Here is a 17,143-nt window from a genome sequence, read left to right as displayed (position 1 = left end):
CTTAACAAAAACCAACTCAAAGGACACTCGATGACCAGCGTACGCTTGACCACCAACATGGGCAACATCACCCTCGAACTGGACGCGGACAAAGCGCCAAAGACGGTTGCCAATTTTGTCGACTACGTCAACAAGGGCCACTTCACCAACACCATCTTCCATCGCGTGATCAAGGACTTCATGGTCCAGGGCGGCGGTTTCGAACCGGGCATGAAGCAGAAGGCCACCGATGCCACCGTCGAGAACGAAGGCAAGAACGGCCTGAAGAACGACAAGTACACCGTCGCCATGGCCCGCACCTCGGCGCCGCACTCGGCATCGGCCCAGTTCTTCATCAACACGAAGGACAACGCCTTCCTGAACTATCCGGGCCAGGACGGCTGGGGCTATGCCGTGTTCGGCAAGGTCACCGAAGGCCAGGACGTCGTCGACCAGATGAACGCCGTCAAGACCAGCCGCACGGGCATGCACTCGGACGTGCCGGTCGACCCGATCATCATCGAAAAAGCCGAAGTCATCTGATGTACGTAGTGCGCGGGCTGTTGCCTACCCCATCGATCCGATGACCACGCTCGCGCTCTTCGTGTCCGACCTGCACCTGCAGGCGGCGCACCCGCGCACGGCCGAGGCCTTTTTCGGCTTCCTGGCCGGGCGCGCGCTGCAAGCCAGGCAGCTCTACCTGCTGGGCGACATCTTCGAATACTGGGCCGGCGACGACGATCTCGCCGAGCCTTTCCACCAGTCCGTGATCGATGCGCTGCGCGCCGTGAGCGATGCGGGCGTCGAAGTCTATTGGCTGGCCGGGAACCGCGATTTCCTCGTCGGGCAGGGCTTTGCCGAAGCGGCCGGGCTGACCCTCTTGGGTGAGCCGCACGTCATCGAGGCGGCTGGCCGGCGCATCGCGCTGGTGCACGGCGACGCCCAGTGCACCGCCGACCTCAAGTACATGGCCTTCCGCGCCCAGGTGCGCGACCCCGAATGGCAGCAGCAATTCCTCGGCATGCCGCTAGGGCAGCGCAAGGCCATCATCGCCGGGCTGCGCGAAGGCAGCCGCGAGGCGCAGGCCGGGCAATCGTACGAGATCATGGATGTGACGCCGGGTGCGGTCGATGCGCTGTTTGCCGCGACCGGGGCCGAGGTGATTGTCCACGGGCATACGCACCGGCCGGCCATGCATGAAGTCGATGAGCGGGTGCGGTATGTGCTGCCTGATTGGGAGCTGGATACCGAGCCGCTGCGGGGCGGGTGGCTGGAGCTGGATGACCGGGGGCGGTTTACGCCGCGCGTGGTCGATTAAGCCGGCGTTTCGCTATCCCGTAGGGTGGGCAGATTCTGCCCACGCGGTTCACCGGCTGCAGCTCTGTCGTAAAGCGTCCATGGCGGCACGACCGTTGGCTGGACGCGTGGGCGCGTCGAATCAAGGTCCTCGACCGGGATCAGCGCACTTCATCGAGCAACTGCGGATGCCGCCCCAGTAATCGCAGCAGCTTCACCAGCGCCACCGGCGCCTCCCCCTTCCCCGCCTCGTAGCGCGCAAACTCTCCCTTCCCTTCGGCGAACATCTCGTCGGCCTTGCCCTGGGTCAGCCCGAGCGCCTTGCGCATGCTGCGGATCTCGGCCGGGCCGGCTTCGTCGACCTGGCGCCGGAACTCCTTGATCAGCTCGCCATAGTGCTCGTGCTCGCCCATCGTGAAGATCACCTCGCTGCAGCCGGCGCAGCAGTCGGCCATGACCTCGGGGATCGCGAGGCTCTTGCCCTTGTAGCTGTAGACCATCTCGCGGGTGGCGTGGACCAGTGGCGACACGCCACAGTTCGGGCAGTTGTGCATCGTGCATCTCCTTGTTCCCTGGCTTCGCATCCTACCAAAATGTGCGGCGATGCCGCGCCCGCAGGGCGAGCGGAATAAATCTCGCGTATGCATGTTGACACTTACCTCGTTGGTGTTATACCTTACTACAACACCACTTCAACGATGCACCAACACGGAGTAACGGGATGAACCACAGCGCGTTTCTACAAAGGAGGGCTGGACATGACAGTCGGCTGGAATGACAACACCCCCATCTACCGCCAGCTCAAGGAGCGGGTGGTGGGCATGATGCTCGACGGCTTGCTCAAGGCGGGCGATGCCCTGCCCTCGGTGCGCCAGATCGCGGCTGAATATCAACTCAACCCGATCACCGTATCGAAGGCTTACCAGGAACTGGTCGACGAGAACTTAGTGGAAAAGCGAAGGGGAATTGGCATGTATGTCACCGAAGGAGCAAGCGAGAAACTCTTGACCACCGAACGCGAGCGCTTCATCCGCGAAGAGTGGCCTGCCATGGTCGAACGCATCCGCCGCCTCGGCCTGGACCTCGAACAGCTGCTGCGCGCCAGCCCGGCGAATGGAAACGGACTCGCGCCGGGAGGCACAGCATGAACGCCGTGATCGAAGCGCGCGGCCTGACCAAGCGTTACGGCAAGCGTACCGCCGTCGACGGCATCGATTTCGACATCCCGGCCGGGCGCATCGTCGGCCTGATCGGCCCCAACGGCTCGGGCAAGACCACCACCCTGAAGGCCGCACTCGGCCTGATTCCCTTCGACGGCCAGCTCTCGGTGCTGGGCTTCGACCCGCGCACCCAGCGCGACGACCTGATGAAGGAAGTCTGCTTCATCGCCGACGTGGCGATCCTGCCGCGCTGGCTGCGTGTGCGCGACGCAGTCGATTTCGTGGCCGGCGTACACCCGCGCTTCGACCGCAGCAAGGCCGAGCGCTACATCGCCGGTACCAGGCTCGCCCCTGGCATGAAGGTCAAGGAGATGTCGAAGGGGATGATCGTCCAGCTGCACCTGGCGCTGGTAATGGCGATCGACGCCAAGCTGCTGGTGCTCGACGAACCCACGCTGGGCCTGGACATCATCTACCGCAAGCAGTTCTACCAGAACCTGCTGGAAGACTATTTTGACGAAGAGAAGACCATCGTCATCACCACCCACCAGGTGGAGGAGGTCGAGCACATCCTCACCGACCTGATGTTCATTCGCGACGGCAGGATCGTGCTGGCCGCGTCGATGGAAGAAATCGGCGAGCGCTATACCGAAGTGATGGTCGCGGCCGACAAGGTCAATGCAGCCAATGCGCTGCAGCCGATCGACCAGCGCACCGTGTTCGGCAAGTCGGTGATGCTGTTCGATTCGAACAAATCGGACGGCGTCGCACGCAGCCAGCTCGCCCAGCTGGGCGAAACCCGTAACCCCAGCGTTGCCGACCTGTTCGTCGCAACCATGAAAGGAACCTACGCATGAAAACCATGAAATGGCTGCTCCAGCGCGAGTTCTGGGAGCACAAGGGCGCATTCTTCTGGGCGCCGGTCGCCGTGGCCATCGCGATGGTGGTCTTCATCGGCGGCGGCTTCATGTACAGCATGGCCTTCGGGGGCGCGGAGCATATCCAGATCGACGGCCAGAACCTGGTCTCGATCCAGGGCTTCCCGCAGGCGCTGCGCTACAAGATCGCCCACATCGCGGCCTCGAGCTACATGGGCATCGCCGCGCCCCTGTTCATCGTGCTGCCGGTGGTGGTGTTCTTCTACTGCCTGTCGGCGCTGTATGACGACCGGCGCGACCGCAGCATCCTGTTCTGGAAGTCGCTGCCGCTGTCGGACCGCGACACCGTGCTCTCGAAAGTCGTGACCGCCCTGGTGGTGGCACCCCTGATCACGATCGTCGTCGCCGTCGCCGCCTCGCTGCTGCTGCTGGTGCTCGGCATGATCAGTGCCGCCGGCAAGGGCCTGAACCTGTTCGCGCCGGTGCTGTCGGAACCAAACCTCTACCTCAGCCCCCTCTACCTGCTGGCCTTCCTGCCGCTGTACATCCTGTGGGCGCTGCCGACCGTCGGCTGGCTGCTGCTGGTGTCGAGCTGGGCGCGTTCCAAGGTCTTCCTGTGGGCCGTAGGCATCCCCCTGATCACGGTGGTGCTGCTCAAGTGGTTCAACTTCCTGCTCAGCCAGGTGTCGAACACGCTGGTCGATGTCGACTGGTTCGTCGAGCAGGTGGTGGTGCGTGGCCTCGGTGGCCTGTTGCCGGGGATCTGGCTGGGTGCGACCGACATGCGCGCCTTCGACAACGCCGAACAGGGCCTCGATCCGGCGCTGCTGCTGGGCCAGTCCTATCTCACCCTGGGTACGCCGGGCGTGTGGCTGGGCGTGGTGGCAGGCGTGGCAATGCTGTACGCGGCGATCCGCCTGCGCCGCTTCCGCGACGAGGGTTGATGATGCGGGCACTGAAGGCCTTCGTTGCCGGCAGCCTGCTCCTGTGCGGCGCCACCGGCGCCGCACCAGATGCGCCGGTGAAGGAACTCGATCCGGTACATGTCAATGCCATGCGTAACCCGGAGGTGCGCAAGTACAAGGCGGTCCTGGCGGGACTGGATGCCTTCGACAAGCACCACAAGTTGGCGCCGGCGGTGCAGCAGCTGCAGTTTCGCCTTACTGCGAGGCGCAAGGACGACTCGCCCGAAGCTCTGGCGATTCGCCTGGCCGGCGACGGGGGCTTCAGGCTTCAGATAGCGGTCGACGGGGCGAGGCGCTTCGTGGTGCCGCGCAGCGAGGCAGCCCTTGACGCCGACAGCGAGCTGGAACTGAACCGCAAGCGCCGGCACTATCGTGTCACGCCCGATATCCGCACGCCGGGCCTGCCCGCCAACCAGCGGCGGCTGGGCGACCTGCGGCTGGAATGCAAGGTGATGATCGCGATCGCGAAGGAAGAGATTCCGTTCTGGGGAGTCGTCCTGATCAACGGCGTGCTGCTCACAACCGACTGGTGCAGCTTCTTCGACGAAAAGAGGGAAGCCAGCTTCGACTTCGAGGCCGACGCCCCCATCACTGCGGCGGTACTGCGCGAAGGCGAGCGCACGCTGGCACTGGAGGTCAAGGAAACGACGTTCGCGGTATCGATCGCCTCAAGTAGCTGGAGCGACGACGCGATCGTCGAGCTGAGCTTCGCCGAGCCGCCTACTGGAACTGCTGGCGGAACGCCTCGAACTGGGCCTTGAGATGGTCGAGCTCGCTGCGCAGGGAGGCGACTTCCTGCTCCAGCTGGCCGACGCGGCTGCCGCCGGTCGAAGCGCCGGCGGCAGCGGGTTCATAGGCATTGGCTGCGATCTCGCCGCCCAGCAGGTGGCCGTAGCGCGGCTCCTTGGTGCCAGGGGCGCGCTCCAGGCGCGCCACCAGCGGCGGGTATTTGTCGATCAGGAACTGCAGCGTGGTCTCCACATCCTGCACGCTCTTGAATTCATGCAGGCGACCGGTGCGGGTGCGGATCTCGCCGGCGGTCTGCAGGCCGCGCAGCATCAGGATCGCCAGCACGGCGACCTTGTCCTGCTCCAGTGTCCACTTGATGCGCATGCGGTGCTCGTATTTCACGACGCGCGCCCCGGCTTGCGAAGTTGCATTGACCAGCTTGCGCTCGATGAGGCGCTGCAGCGTGTCCTGCACGACCTCGTCGGTCATCTGCATCACCGGATCGCGGCTCGACAGCTGGTTGCAGCCGTTGACGATGGCGTTGAGCGACATCGGGTAGTTGTCGGGCGTGAGCGCCTCTTTCTCGGCCAGCACCGCGAGCACGCGGGTTTCCAGAGGGTCCAGCACCGCAGGGCTGTTGCCGCCCTGGGCGCCAGTAGCTTCATTCGTCATGCGTTTCCTTATTCGACCAGTCGGTTCAGTTGTTCCGAGTCGAGTTTATCACCCTGCTCCACCTTCGGACAGCACAGCCCGGCTTCGCGCATGGTGTTGGTCAGGCGCTCGATCTGCTCGTCCTGCCGGGCCACGTGGTCGATCAGGCCGCGCAGGGCTTTCGACAGCGGGTCGTCGCCGTTGGGCGTGACGCCATAGGCGGCGAACAGGTGGGCGCTGCGCGACTGGTCTTCTTTGCGGATGATGTGGGCCGGGTTGCCGACCGCGGTGGCGCCGCCAGGGACCGGCTTGATGACCACGGCGTTGGAGCCGATCTTGGCGTATTCGCCGACCGTGAAGGCGCCCAGCACCTGGGCCCCGGCGCCGACGATGACGCCCCGTTCCAGGGTCGGGTGGCGCTTGGTGCCGGCCACCAGCGTGGTCCCGCCCAAAGTGACGCCCTGGTAGATGGTGCAGTCGTCGCCGACCACGGCGGTCTCGCCGATCACCACGCCGAAGCCGTGGTCGATGAAGACGCGGCGGCCGATGACGGCGCCGGGGTGGATCTCGATGCCGGTGATCACGCGCGCGACATAGGAAACGAAGCGGCCGATCCACTTCAGTTTGAAGTTCCAGCAGGCATGCGCCCAGCCGTGCATGATCACGGCATGCAGGCCGGGATAGCAGGTCAGGACTTCCCAGCCGTTACGTGCGGCAGGGTCGCGCTGGAGGATGTTGCGGATATCGTCGCGTAAGTTGGAAAACATAATAAGGATGATCGCAAACCAATGGGGATGGTAGCGTATGTTTACGGGGTTTGCTTGACGGAGCGCGGGGAAAGGCAGAGCGAGCGGGTGCGGAACGAACTTGGGTTCCCGCCTTGGCGGAACCCAATTTTGCGTGAAACCCGTTACAGCAAACGGTGAGCGATCAGCCTTCGCGCGCCAGGCGCTGGCGGCGTGCCTCATACAGGCAGACGCCCGAAGCCACCGACACGTTCAGGCTCTCGACCGAGCCGAACATCGGGATGCCGACCAGCACGTCGCAGGTCTCGCGCGTCAGGCGGCGCATGCCCTCGCCTTCCGAGCCCATGACCAGCGCGGCCGGACCGGTGAAGTCGGCGTCGTACAGGCCCTTGTCGGCGTCGTCGGTGGTGCCGATCAGGAGGATGTCGCGTTCCTTCAGTTCGCGCATGGTGCGCGCCAGGTTGGTGACGGTGATGTAGGGAACCGTCTCCGCGGCGCCGCTGGCGACCTTGGCGGCGGTGGCGTTCAGGCCGACCGCGCGGTCTTTCGGGACGATCACGGCATGGGCGCCGACGCCGTCGGCGACGCGCAGGCAGGCCCCTAAATTGTGCGGGTCAGTGATGCCGTCCAGGATCAGGAGCAGCGGCGGGCCTTCGATGGCATCGAGCAGCTCGTCGAGGTTGCGCGCCAGCGCCAGCTGACTGGCAAAGGCGATCACGCCCTGGTGGCGGCGGGTGCCGGTGATCTTGTCGAGGCGCGAGGCGTCGACCGGCATCACGCGCACGCCTACCGCCTTGGCGTTGGCGATCAGGTCGTGCATGCGGCGGTCCTGGCGCGACGCGTCCACAAAAATCTCTTCCACCGATTGCGCCTCATGCCGCAGGCGCGAGGTCACCGCGTGGAACCCGAATAACATTTTATTTTTCATTGCTTACTTCTTCCGGCTGGTTTTGGCGGCGGGGGTCTTGGCCTCTGCCTTGGTTTTCGGTGCGCTCGTCTTGGCGGCACTCTTGCTTGGGGTCTTGGCTACAGATTTCACTGCGGTCTTGGCCGGAGCCTTGGCTGGCGTCTTGGCCGGTGCCTTGGCCACGGTCTTCGCCGGGGCCTTCCTGGCCGGCGCCTTGGCCTTGGCTGGCGCCTCGGCTGGCGCCGCGACTTCGGCCGGGGCTTTGGCCTTGGCCTTGGCCTTGGCTGGCTTGGCTGCCGGCGCCGCAACAGGCGATACAGGCGTCACGGCATGCATGGCCACGCCCTGGGGAGCACGGTTGCCATTGGCGGCGCCATTGTCCGCGCTGTTAGCGGCATTCCGGGCTGCAGAAGCGGCCTTGCGGGCGCTGCGCGATGGACGCCTGGAAGACGCAGCCACATCCTGTTGGTTTGCAGTCTCGGCTTCGGTGCTCATGAAACGCGACGGCGCAGCGGCGGCAGCCTCCGGTGCGCGACCCTTGCCGCGGCCGCGGTCCTTGTCGCGGCCGCGGCGCGAACCGGATGACTTGTCGGATTTCTGGCCCTGTGGCTCCATCGCATCGATGGCTGCCTGGCGGGCGCGTTCCATCGGCGCCGGCATGCTCTCGCCGCTGTCGGCCAGCACCAGGTCGATCTTGCGCGACTCGAGGTCGACCTTCGCCACCTTGACGCTGACCTTGCTGGTCAGGCCGTAGCGCTGGCCGCTACGCTCGCCGCGCAACTCGTGGCGCGCTTCGTCGTACTGGAAGTAGTCAGTGCCCAGGGCGCTGATGTGCACCAGGCCTTCGACGTAGAGCTGGTCAAGCGTCACAAAAATGCCGAAGGCAGTCACGCCGGACACGGTGCCGGTGAAGTCTTCACCGAGCTTGTCCTGCATGAAGAAGCACTTGAGCCAGTTCTCGACGTCGCGCGAAGCTTCGTCGGCGCGGCGCTCGTTGGCCGAGCAGTGCACGCCGAGCGCGTCCCAGATGGTCAGGTCTTTTTCGTTCTTCTGCGTGCCGGCGGCCTTGTCCCTGGCGGCCTGCTTGCGCGCCGAATTCGACATGGTCGTGTTCAGCTTGCCCAGCTCGATGCCCTTCGGCTCGTAGCGCCTGCCTTGCAAGATGGCCTTGATGGCGCGGTGGGTCAGCAGGTCGGGATAGCGGCGGATCGGGCTGGTGAAGTGGGCATAGGCCTCGTAGGCCAGGCCGAAGTGGCCGACGTTGTCCGGGCTGTAGACGGCCTGCTGCATCGAACGCAGCAGCATGGTCTGCAGCAGCGCGGCGTCCGGGCGCTCCTTGATCTTCTGCATCGTCTCGGCATAGTCGCGCGCGGTCGGCTTGTTGCCGCCGCCCAGGTTCAGGCCGACGAGCTTCAGGAAGGTGCGCAGCTGGTTCAGCTTTTCTTCGGTCGGCACCGCGTGCACGCGGAAGGTGCCCGGGTGCTTGTGGTGGATCAGCAGGTCGGCGGCGCAGACGTTCGCGGCCAGCATGCATTCCTCGATGAGGCGGTGCGCATCATTGCGGGTGCGCGGAATGATCTTCTCGATCTTGCCCACGGCATTACAGACGATATAGGTCTCGGTGGTCTCGAAGTCGATCGCACCGCGCTGCTGGCGGGCCTTGAGCAGCGCGCGGAACACTTCGTTCAGGTGCAGCAGGTGCGGCACGATGCCCGGGCGGCGCTGGGCTTCCGGGCCGGCGGTGTTGCCGAGGATGTCGGCCACTTCGTTATAGGTCAGGCGCGCGGCCGAGTGCATCACGGCCGGATAGAACTGATAGGCCGTGACCTCGCCGTCCATGGTGACGACCATGTCGCACACCAGGGTGCAGCGGTCCACCGCCGGGTTCAGCGAACACAGGCCGTTGGACAGCTTCTCGGGCAGCATCGGGATCACGCGGCGCGGGAAATACACCGAGGTGCTGCGCTCGATCGCATCCTCGTCCAGAGCGTCGTTCGGCTTGACGTAGTGGCTGACGTCGGCGATGGCCACCAGCAGGCGGTAGCCGCTGGTCTTGCCTATCTTGACCGGCTCGCAATAGACCGCATCGTCGAAGTCGCGCGCGTCTTCGCCGTCGATCGTCACCAGGGGCACGTCGCGCAGGTCGACGCGGTCCGCGAGGTCGGCGTCGATCACTTCGTTTGGCAGGCGGTTGGCCTGCTTCAGTGCACTTGGGGAGAACACATGCGGCACGCCGAACTTGCGCACGGCGATTTCGATTTCCATGCCCGGGTCGTCCAGCTCGCCGAGCACTTCGTGGATTCTGCCGGTCGGCTGCTGGAAGCGCGATGGCTGCTCGATGACTTCGACGCTGACGACCTGGCCGGCCTTGGCCTTGCCCGGTCCGCCCGCCACCAGCACATCCTGGCTCATGCGGTTGTCTTCCGGCGAGACGATCCAGACGCCGCCCTCGTTCATCAAGCGCCCGATGATGTGGGTGTTGGCGCGCTGGACGACCTCGACGATCGTGCCTTCCAGGCGGCCGCGGCGGTCGGTGCCGGTGACGCGTGCGCGCACGCGGTCGCCGTTCAGGACCTTGTTCATTTCCTTGTCGTTCAGGAAGAGGTCGTCGCCGCCTTCATCCGGAATGACGAAGCCGTAGCCGTCGCGGTGCGCGTTGACGCGGCCGGTAATGAAGCTGGACTGGTCTGCCAGCGCATAGGTGCCGCTGTTGTCGGAACGGATCTGGCCGTCGCGCTCCATCGCGTTCAGGCGGCGGCCCAGCACTTCATGGGCGGCTGGCTTGACCTTCAGGGCACGCGCCAGTTCAGCCGCGTCGAGTGGGCTCTTGGCAGTACGGAAGACGGCGAGGATTTCCTCGCGGCTCGGAATGGTATGAGTAGGTTGCTTCAAATCGTTTTCTTATTTCTCTTGATTGTGGGCGCCGCCATTTGCGCAGCCGAGGATTGTGTTTGATTGACACCTTGACAGGCGTAGTGTAACGGAGGACGCAGGGATTCGCCTAACATATGGCGTGAAGCGTGCTCCGGGAAAAGCGCAAAGGGCCATGCTGCGGCTCTTTGACTTTTGCAAACCTTCCGCTATAATCTCGGTCTCTTCAGCAAGGGGCGCAAGCCGCAGCGGGAGCGAAGGCAGTAGTGGGAAGTTTGTTTTGCCGCGATGAGCGACGAAAGTTGATCTAGCGAAAAATGACAAAGCCTGCTATTGTAGCAGAGTAAGCAGTTCAGTGCCCACGTGGCGGAATTGGTAGACGCGCATGGTTCAGGTCCATGTGCCGCGAGGTGTGGGGGTTCGAGTCCCTCCGTGGGCACCACTCTACCGGAAGTAGATCCGCAGCAGTTCGTAGCAAAGCGTAGTTGATGTTGCAGTACCAGTGCCCACGTGGCGGAATTGGTAGACGCGCATGGTTCAGGTCCATGTGCCGCGAGGTGTGGGGGTTCGAGTCCCTCCGTGGGCACCACTCTACCGGAGATGTTTTCCGCGGCAGTTCGTTGTATCGCAGTTTGTTGTTGCAGTAGCAGTACCAGTGCCCACGTGGCGGAATTGGTAGACGCGCATGGTTCAGGTCCATGTGCCGCGAGGTGTGGGGGTTCGAGTCCCTCCGTGGGCACCAAACTCTACCTGGATATTATGTCCCGCAAAACGCCGTAAGCTTTGAAAAAGGCTTAAGGCGTTTTGCGTTGTGCGCCCCCTTTTCCCTTCGCTAATGCGCGGCCAGGTCGTCCAGGATCGGACAGCTCGAACGCGCGTCGCCATGGCAGGACGCGGCCAGCGCTTCCAGGGTACGGCGCATGGCTTCCATCGCCGCGATCTTTTTATCCAGTTCGGCGATATGGCTGCGCGCCAGCGCGCGCACGTCGGCGCTGGCGCGGTCCTGGTCGCGCCACAGGCCCAGCAGCTTGCCGATCTGCTCGAGCGAAAAGCCGAGTGCGCGGGCGCGGTGCACGAACTGCAGCACGTGCACGTCCTGTTCGGTGTACACGCGGTAGCCGGCGTCGGTGCGCCGGGCCGCGCCGATCAGCCCGATCGATTCGTAGTGGCGGATCATCTTGGCCGATACGCTTGACGCCTTTGCCGCGTCGCCGATATTGAACAGCGTTTCTCCCTGGCGCATTGTCATCTCCCGTTGTTTCCCGCAGCAGGATACACCTTCCCATCGTAGGAAGGTCAAGGCAGCGCTTGACATGCCGCCCCATCGGGGTAAGCTCGACTGGCCATGAAACACATTGTCCCTAGTCTCCTGATCCTCGTCCTCGCGGCAAACACCGCGCTGGCGGGCCCGGCGCCCTGGTTCCAGTGGCGCAGCAAACTCAACGGCGCGGTGGCTTGCTCGCAGACCCCGCTCGGACCCGGTTGGGAAAGATCTGCCGGGCCGTATCGGGACGCGCGTTGCGAAAAACTCATTGTTGCTAAATAATGGCGTAGCAAGCGCAGCTCAACGATCCATTCCAATCATACGGAGGAGACACCGATGTTCACCAGTCCGGAGCAGTTCGCCAACGCAACCAAGACCTTGTTCGACCTGCAGATGCAGACCTTTAACGCCCTCGCCAGCAAGACGGTGAAAGGCGTGGAACAGGTGGTGGCGCTGAACATGAATGTAGCGAAGAGCTCGATGGAAGGCTCGATTGCCGCCGGCCAGGAAATGGCCAAGGCCGGCGACCCGAAAGCGGCGATCGCCGCCCTGCATGCCCGCATGCAGCCAGGCGTGGCCGGCGCCACCGAGTACCGCGAGCAGATGAAGACCATCATCGACGAGATGCACCAGGAGTTCCGCCAGGCCGCCGATATCCATGTGGCTGAAGCCAAGAGCACCCTGTCGGCACTGATCTACGACGTCACCCAGAACGTCAAGCCGGGTTCGGAAAACGCCGTCGATATCATCAAGACCGCGATCGACAATGCCTTCAAGGGTTATGAGCAGGTGACGCAAGCCACCCGCCAGGCGGTCCAGACCGTCGAAGAGCAGATCGCCAAGGCCAGTTCGATGGTCCAGCCGGGAACGGAAAATAAGGCGGACTAGCCGCCGACCAGTCCGCCTTCCCCGTGAAAGAAAATTTCATTTTTCGCGCCACATGAAATTTTCTTTCACATTCACCCTTCAGCTTCCGCTTCGATCCCCAGCAAATCCTCCAGCCGCGCCAGCGACGCGTCATCCTTGATGACCGAGCGCAGCCATGCGTGCAGCGGCTGCTCGCCCCAGCGCGCGGCCTTGTCCGCCAAATAGGCCACCGGACTATGCGGCTCGGTGCGCCGGAAAAATTCGGCCACGGCCCGCAATTGCGCCAGCGCGCCCTCCCGGCTGTGCAGCGGGCCGTCCGGCACCCGCAGCTGGACACCCGCCGTCTCCATGGCCCGCATGGCCGGCTGCACCTGGGCCGGCGCCGCGAGCGGCGTGCCTGATGGCGGCGCCGCCATGTCGGCCAGGTCGCGCAAGGCCGCCCTGCCCGCTCCGAAGCTGGGGCCGTCCGCACCGAGCCGCTTGTCCACCGCGTGTTCGAGTTCGGCCAGCGCCGCGATGCAGTCCTCGGCCTCCTGCAGCAGCGCCTGGCGTGCCGCGTGGGGAGCGCGCGAGCGCACTGCATCGAGTTCGGCCACCGCCTCCGGACCGCGCGCCCGCGCCGCTTCCCAGGCGATAATGGTCACGCCCTCTGCCACCGGGATCTCCTTGACCAGGGGCGCGACGCGTGCCGCGATCCAGGCGAGGTTGCCGATGCGCCGTTCGTGGCCGTCTTCGTCAGGCAGCGGATGCACGCCCTCCCAATAGCGCTCGCACAGGCCGGCGACCAGGCGCAGGCCGGTCCCCAAGCCGCGCAGCCCGTTCGTCTTGGCGCTTGCCTCCGCCAGCCAGACCGCCAGCCCCAGGTGCTTGCTGCGCGATTCCAGCAGTTCGATGCAGCGCCTGGCGACGAACTTCCAGTCGGCCTCTTTCAGCGTGGTGACCCAGGCGCCCTGCTCGATCGACGGATCGTCGGCCTGGCGCGCGCGGTTGATGGCGTCGACGTCGGGCGAGAACGCGAGATCCTCGCCGCAGGGCCGGTCCATGCTGATCGGGACCAGCAATTTGTCGAGATTAAGCATGCTGCCTCCTAAGTCGCGTTAGCCTCGATGGCGTACTTGAACTTGCCGGCCTTGGTCGCGCTGACTTTCACGCGCGCGATCGCCCCGCCTTCGGCCATCTGCGCCAGCACGCTGTCGGCGATCTCGGGCAGCAGCGTGCCGTTGAGGATATTGTCGACATTGCGCGCGCCGGAATCGACTTCGGTGCAGCGGCTCAGCACCGCCGACACCAGCGCCTCGTCGTACTCGAAGCGCGCGCGGTGATTGCCCATCACGCGCTCCTTGATGCGATCGAGCTTGAGGCGAATGATCCGGGTCAGTACCTCGTCGCGGATCGGGTAGAAAGGCACGACGCTCAAGCGGCCCAGGAAGGCCGGCTTGAAATGCTTCATCAAGAGCGGACGGATCAGCTCCGCCAGCTGTCCGGGGTTCGGCACTTCGCTCGCCGGCTTGTTCAGGCAGGCCTGCATCATCTGGCTCGAGCCCACGTTCGAGGTCAGGATGATGATCGTATTGCGGAAGTCGATCTGGCGCCCCTCGGCATCATCAAGCACGCCCTTGTCGAACACCTGGAAGAACAGTTCCAGCACGTCAGTGTGGGCCTTCTCCACTTCGTCGAGCAGCACCACGCTGTAGGGATTGCGCCGCACCGCCTCGGTCAGCACCCCACCCTCGCCATAGCCGACATAGCCCGGCGGCGAGCCTTTCAGGCCGGAGACGCTGTGCGCTTCCTGGTATTCGCTCATGTTGATCGTAATGAGCTTGCGCTCGCCGCCGTAGAGGATGTCGGCCAGCGCCAGCGCGGTCTCGGTCTTGCCCACGCCCGAGGTGCCGACGAACAGGAACACGCCCTTCGGCCTGTTCGGGTCATCCAAATTGGCGCGCGCCGTGCGCACCCGCTGGGCTACCGCACCGCTGGCATGCGACTGGCCCAGGATGCGCTCGTCCAGTAGCGACTGCAGGTTGACGACCGTGCGCAGTTCGTCCTTGACCATGCGGCCCAGCGGAATGCCGGTCCAGCTGGCGACGATTTCCGCCACGGTGTTGCCATCGACCTGCACCGGCACCAGTGGCGACTCGCCCTGCAGGCTGCGCAGCGTTTCAACGCGGGCGTGCAGTGCCCCCGCGTCCTGGGTCCTGCCTTCTTCGAGCGCGCTGCGCATCTCGCCGATCTCTGCGGCGATGCGCTGTTCCTCCTCCCAGCGCCGCTGCAGGCCGATGCGCTCGTCATCCAGACCGGCGCGCTGCTGGCGCAGTGCGGCGACCTTCTCCCCGTGCGCGGCGCCGGCGCTCGCCTCGCGCAACAGGGACGCCGTCTGGGCATCGATGCGCTCGATCTGGCGCGTGCAATCTTCCAGCGCCGCCGGGGTCGAGCTTTTACCCAGCGCCACCTTGGCGCAGGCCGTATCGAGCACGCTGATCGCCTTGTCCGGCAGCTGGCGCCCGCTGATATAGCGGTGCGACAGGCGCACGGCCTCGGTCACCGCATCGTCGTAGATGCGCACGCCGAAGTGGGCCTCCATCAGCGGCGCCATGGCGCGCAGCATGGCGCTGGCGGTCGCTTCGTCCGGCTCTTCGACCTTGATCACCTGGAAGCGGCGCGCCAGCGCGGCATCCTTCTCGAAGTATTTCTTGTATTCGCTCCAGGTCGTGGCCGCGATGGTGCGCAGCTCGCCGCGTGCCAGCGCGGGCTTGAGCAGGTTGGCCGCATCGTTCTGGCCGGCCGCGCCGCCCGCCCCGATCATCGTGTGGGCCTCGTCAATGAACAGGATGATCGCGTGCGGGCTCTTCTTGACCTCGTCGATCACGTTCTTCAGGCGGTTCTCGAACTCGCCCTTGACGCTGGCGCCGGCCTGCAGCAGGCCCATGTCCAGCGTATGGATTTCGACGCCGCGCAGCACCTCGGGCACGTCGCCCAGCGCAATGCGCAGCGCCAGGCCCTCGACCACGGCGGTCTTGCCCACGCCCGCCTCGCCGGTCAGGATCGGGTTGTTCTGGCGCCGGCGCATCAGGATGTCGATGGCCTGGCGAATCTCGGGATCGCGCCCGATCACCGGATCGACCCGGCCGTCGCGCGCGCGCCGGGTCAGGCAGGTGGTGTACTGGTCAAGCGCAGGCGTAGAGCGCGCCGGACCGGCTGCGATCTCGTCGGCCGCGTCGCCCGGTGTCTCGTCCACCTCGATGGCCGCCGGCTGCGCCTCCAGCGAGCCGCGCGTGATTTTCTGGAAATCGTGCTTGAGCCGGTCGATCGGGAATTTGCGGAACAGCTTTGACGCGCGCTGCGCCAGTTGCGCCAGCGAGGGCTCGCTGAGCAGGGCCAGCAGCATGTGGCCGCTGCGGATCTGGGTCGGTTGCCCCTTATTTGGCGACTCCAGCGAGGCAATCAGCCAGGCTTGCTCGAAGAGCGTGGGCAGGTGGCGCGAGAATACCGGCGTGCGCGCGCTGCCGGTGGCGAAGCGCGCGATCTCGTTGCGCAAATCGGTCTCCAGGCCGGTCAAGCTGATGTCGCAGGCCTGGGCGACGGTCGCCAGGTCGCTGCCGGGCTGCTCGATCAGGCCCAGGAACAGGTGCTCGATCTCGACTTCGTACTGTCCCAGTCCGACGCAGATGGACGCCGCGCGCGTGGCCGCGGCGCGGGTGGTGTCGTTCAACTTGCCGATCAGGGTCTTGAGATTGATGTCCATCGTGTGGCGTCCTTTGAATGATTGGTGAGCGCAGGGCCGGCACGCTCGCGGCTAGCGGTTGCGCTTGACGGCGTAATGCAGCGACGAGGGCTGCAGCACCGCATTGAAATTCACCGGCTCGGCGCCGGGCGACACGGCGAGCCGGGCGTGAATGGCGAAGTTGAGGCGGTTGACGCTGCCCTGGTCGAGTTCGAGCGTGGCGCTGACATTGACCAGGCGCGGCTCATGGGCTTCGATCGCGTCCTGGATGCTGGCGCAGACGGCGGTGCGGTCGATGCTGCTGGTCAGGCAGTAGCCGGCGAAGTCCGCCAGGCCGTAATGCAGGAGCGAGCAGCGCGCTTCGGGGTAGCCAACCAGGATCGCGGGGTCGAACGCCAGCCGGGTATTGAGCAGCGCCTCGAGGTCGCGCGCCACGCTGTCCTTGAGTTGCTCGCTCGTGACCGGGGCGCCGGCGGCGTCAAGCGGGCGCTCGTCCATCAAACGATCCAGCAGGCCCGGGGTAAAGTCCTTCATGGTCTCTCCCAAAAAGAAGCGCGGCGCCGCGCTGAGCCGCGTGGCGCCGCGAGAGCGTGCTGCTGCCTCAGACGATCTTGTTGGCTGCCAGGTCCCAGCCGCCCGAGGTGTTACCGCCGGAGCCGCCGTTGATCTTCTGCTGGGTGTACTTCCACTTGATCTTCGAGAACTTCAGGCCGACTTCTTCCTGGATGATGCTGCCCTCCTTGACGCTTGGCTGCACGCCGCCGATCAGGACGTTTTCCAGTTCGATCTCGAAATACTTGATGCGCTCGCCCTGGCCATCGGCACGCATGAATTCCAGCTTGGCCTTGGGGATGGTCTTGCCGGCCGAGCAGGTCTGCAGCAGGATCGGCGAAGCCAGGTCGGCCAGCTTCTTGAACTTGATCTCTTCGTGCTCGCAGCGCTCGGCGGTGTGGCCGCCGCCGGTCGAGGCAGTCGCCGAACGTGGTTGCGTCACGCCCCAGTCCACGGCAATGCACTCGATCCAGTCGCGGTGCTTGTCATCCATCGATTCGCCTTTGATACCATCGATTTGCAGATATACGTCAATTGCCATGTTCTACTCCATTCAC

The 17,143-nt window shown here is 64.9% G+C and carries 18 protein-coding genes and 3 tRNA genes; 11 read left to right on the top strand and 10 right to left on the bottom strand.

Annotated elements, in window-relative coordinates; genetic code table 11:
* The first annotated feature begins 30 nt into the window (after positions 1–30).
* Both AC56K1_RS10115 and AC56K1_RS10110 read left to right on the top strand, forming a co-directional pair.
* Positions 31–522 (top strand): peptidylprolyl isomerase, encoded by a 492-nt coding sequence (locus tag AC56K1_RS10115; protein WP_497157711.1) that lies wholly within the window; start codon positions 31–33, stop codon positions 520–522.
* A gap of 40 nt (positions 523–562) precedes the next feature.
* Positions 563–1,297, top strand: coding sequence for a UDP-2,3-diacylglucosamine diphosphatase (locus AC56K1_RS10110; RefSeq protein ID WP_497157710.1), 735 nt, complete (start codon positions 563–565; stop codon positions 1,295–1,297).
* Positions 1,298–1,436: 139 nt separating this feature from the next.
* On the opposite strand, the gene AC56K1_RS10105 is transcribed toward AC56K1_RS10110, so the two are convergent.
* A complete protein-coding gene (locus AC56K1_RS10105; protein WP_497157709.1) occupies positions 1,437–1,829 on the bottom strand; it encodes a type II TA system antitoxin MqsA family protein in 393 nt (130 codons plus the stop codon).
* A gap of 204 nt (positions 1,830–2,033) precedes the next feature.
* On the opposite strand from AC56K1_RS10105, the gene AC56K1_RS10100 reads away from it, so the two are divergent.
* Genes AC56K1_RS10100 through AC56K1_RS10085 form a run of 4 tightly spaced genes read left to right on the top strand, consistent with a single transcriptional unit; the run spans position 2,034 to position 5,039 of the window.
* Positions 2,034–2,423 (top strand): GntR family transcriptional regulator, encoded by a 390-nt coding sequence (locus AC56K1_RS10100; RefSeq protein ID WP_497157708.1) that lies wholly within the window; start codon positions 2,034–2,036, stop codon positions 2,421–2,423.
* On the top strand, positions 2,420–3,292 hold the full coding sequence (locus tag AC56K1_RS10095; RefSeq protein ID WP_497157707.1) for an ABC transporter ATP-binding protein: 873 nt from the start codon (positions 2,420–2,422) through the stop codon (positions 3,290–3,292). Before AC56K1_RS10100 ends, AC56K1_RS10095 begins: the two co-directional genes overlap by 4 nt.
* On the top strand, positions 3,289–4,257 hold the full coding sequence (locus AC56K1_RS10090) for a hypothetical protein (RefSeq protein WP_497157706.1): 969 nt from the start codon (positions 3,289–3,291) through the stop codon (positions 4,255–4,257). Before AC56K1_RS10095 ends, AC56K1_RS10090 begins: the two co-directional genes overlap by 4 nt.
* Positions 4,257–5,039, top strand: a complete 783-nt coding sequence (locus tag AC56K1_RS10085; protein ID WP_497157705.1) for a hypothetical protein — start codon at positions 4,257–4,259, stop codon at positions 5,037–5,039. The genes AC56K1_RS10090 and AC56K1_RS10085 overlap by 1 nt, the downstream gene beginning before the upstream one ends.
* Here the strand turns inward: AC56K1_RS10085 and AC56K1_RS10080 are convergent.
* The 4 genes from AC56K1_RS10080 to rnr all read right to left on the bottom strand — a co-directional run bounded on the left by AC56K1_RS10080 (position 4,999) and on the right by rnr (position 10,203).
* Positions 4,999–5,679 carry a YceH family protein gene (locus tag AC56K1_RS10080; protein ID WP_497157704.1) on the bottom strand — a complete coding sequence of 227 codons (681 nt, stop codon included), beginning with the start codon at positions 5,677–5,679 and terminating at the stop codon, positions 4,999–5,001. The genes AC56K1_RS10085 and AC56K1_RS10080 overlap by 41 nt on opposite strands.
* Before the next feature lie 8 nt (positions 5,680–5,687).
* Complete coding sequence (gene cysE, locus AC56K1_RS10075) at positions 5,688–6,425, bottom strand: serine O-acetyltransferase (protein ID WP_497157703.1); 738 nt, start codon at positions 6,423–6,425, stop codon at positions 5,688–5,690.
* Positions 6,426–6,588: 163 nt separating this feature from the next.
* On the bottom strand, positions 6,589–7,332 hold the full coding sequence (rlmB, locus tag AC56K1_RS10070; RefSeq protein ID WP_497157702.1) for a 23S rRNA (guanosine(2251)-2'-O)-methyltransferase RlmB: 744 nt from the start codon (positions 7,330–7,332) through the stop codon (positions 6,589–6,591).
* Positions 7,333–7,335: 3 nt separating this feature from the next.
* The gene (gene rnr / locus AC56K1_RS10065; protein WP_497157701.1) at positions 7,336–10,203 is read right to left on the bottom strand and encodes a ribonuclease R; all 2,868 of its coding nucleotides are present in this window, start codon (positions 10,201–10,203) and stop codon (positions 7,336–7,338) included.
* Between the two features lie 336 nt (positions 10,204–10,539).
* Between rnr and AC56K1_RS10060 the strand changes: the two genes are divergently transcribed.
* The 3 genes from AC56K1_RS10060 (at position 10,540) to AC56K1_RS10050 (ending at position 10,924) form a co-directional block, all read left to right on the top strand.
* A tRNA-Leu gene (locus AC56K1_RS10060) sits at positions 10,540–10,624 on the top strand.
* A 62-nt stretch (positions 10,625–10,686) separates the two neighbouring features.
* Positions 10,687–10,771, top strand: a tRNA-Leu gene (locus AC56K1_RS10055).
* A 68-nt stretch (positions 10,772–10,839) separates the two neighbouring features.
* A tRNA-Leu gene (locus AC56K1_RS10050) sits at positions 10,840–10,924 on the top strand.
* A 90-nt stretch (positions 10,925–11,014) separates the two neighbouring features.
* On the opposite strand, the gene cueR is transcribed toward AC56K1_RS10050, so the two are convergent.
* Complete coding sequence (cueR, locus tag AC56K1_RS10045) at positions 11,015–11,425, bottom strand: Cu(I)-responsive transcriptional regulator (protein ID WP_497157700.1); 411 nt, start codon at positions 11,423–11,425, stop codon at positions 11,015–11,017.
* A gap of 102 nt (positions 11,426–11,527) precedes the next feature.
* Between cueR and AC56K1_RS10040 the strand changes: the two genes are divergently transcribed.
* Entirely contained in the window at positions 11,528–11,728 is a 201-nt protein-coding gene (locus AC56K1_RS10040; protein WP_497157699.1) for a hypothetical protein, read from the top strand.
* 54 nt (positions 11,729–11,782) lie between these two features.
* Positions 11,783–12,334 (top strand): phasin family protein, encoded by a 552-nt coding sequence (locus tag AC56K1_RS10035; RefSeq protein ID WP_497157698.1) that lies wholly within the window; start codon positions 11,783–11,785, stop codon positions 12,332–12,334.
* Between the two features lie 71 nt (positions 12,335–12,405).
* Here the strand turns inward: AC56K1_RS10035 and tssA are convergent, their stop codons facing one another.
* The 4 genes from tssA to AC56K1_RS10015 form a co-directional block, all read right to left on the bottom strand.
* Positions 12,406–13,392 carry a type VI secretion system protein TssA gene (gene tssA / locus AC56K1_RS10030; protein WP_497157697.1) on the bottom strand — a complete coding sequence of 329 codons (987 nt, stop codon included), beginning with the start codon at positions 13,390–13,392 and terminating at the stop codon, positions 12,406–12,408.
* 8 nt (positions 13,393–13,400) lie between these two features.
* Entirely contained in the window at positions 13,401–16,055 is a 2,655-nt protein-coding gene (gene tssH / locus AC56K1_RS10025; protein WP_497157696.1) for a type VI secretion system ATPase TssH, read from the bottom strand.
* Between the two features lie 51 nt (positions 16,056–16,106).
* Positions 16,107–16,568: a type VI secretion system baseplate subunit TssE gene (gene tssE / locus AC56K1_RS10020; protein WP_497157695.1), complete on the bottom strand. Its 462-nt coding sequence runs from the start codon at positions 16,566–16,568 to the stop codon at positions 16,107–16,109.
* A 67-nt stretch (positions 16,569–16,635) separates the two neighbouring features.
* Positions 16,636–17,127 carry an Hcp family type VI secretion system effector gene (locus AC56K1_RS10015; protein ID WP_497157694.1) on the bottom strand — a complete coding sequence of 164 codons (492 nt, stop codon included), beginning with the start codon at positions 17,125–17,127 and terminating at the stop codon, positions 16,636–16,638.
* Between the last annotated feature and the right edge of the window lie 16 nt (positions 17,128–17,143).

The sequence above is a fragment of the Telluria sp. ZB4P37 genome (genome assembly GCF_059685855.1).
Note: the sequence above shows the minus strand (reverse complement) of the source record. Positions and strands in the feature narration are given on the sequence as shown.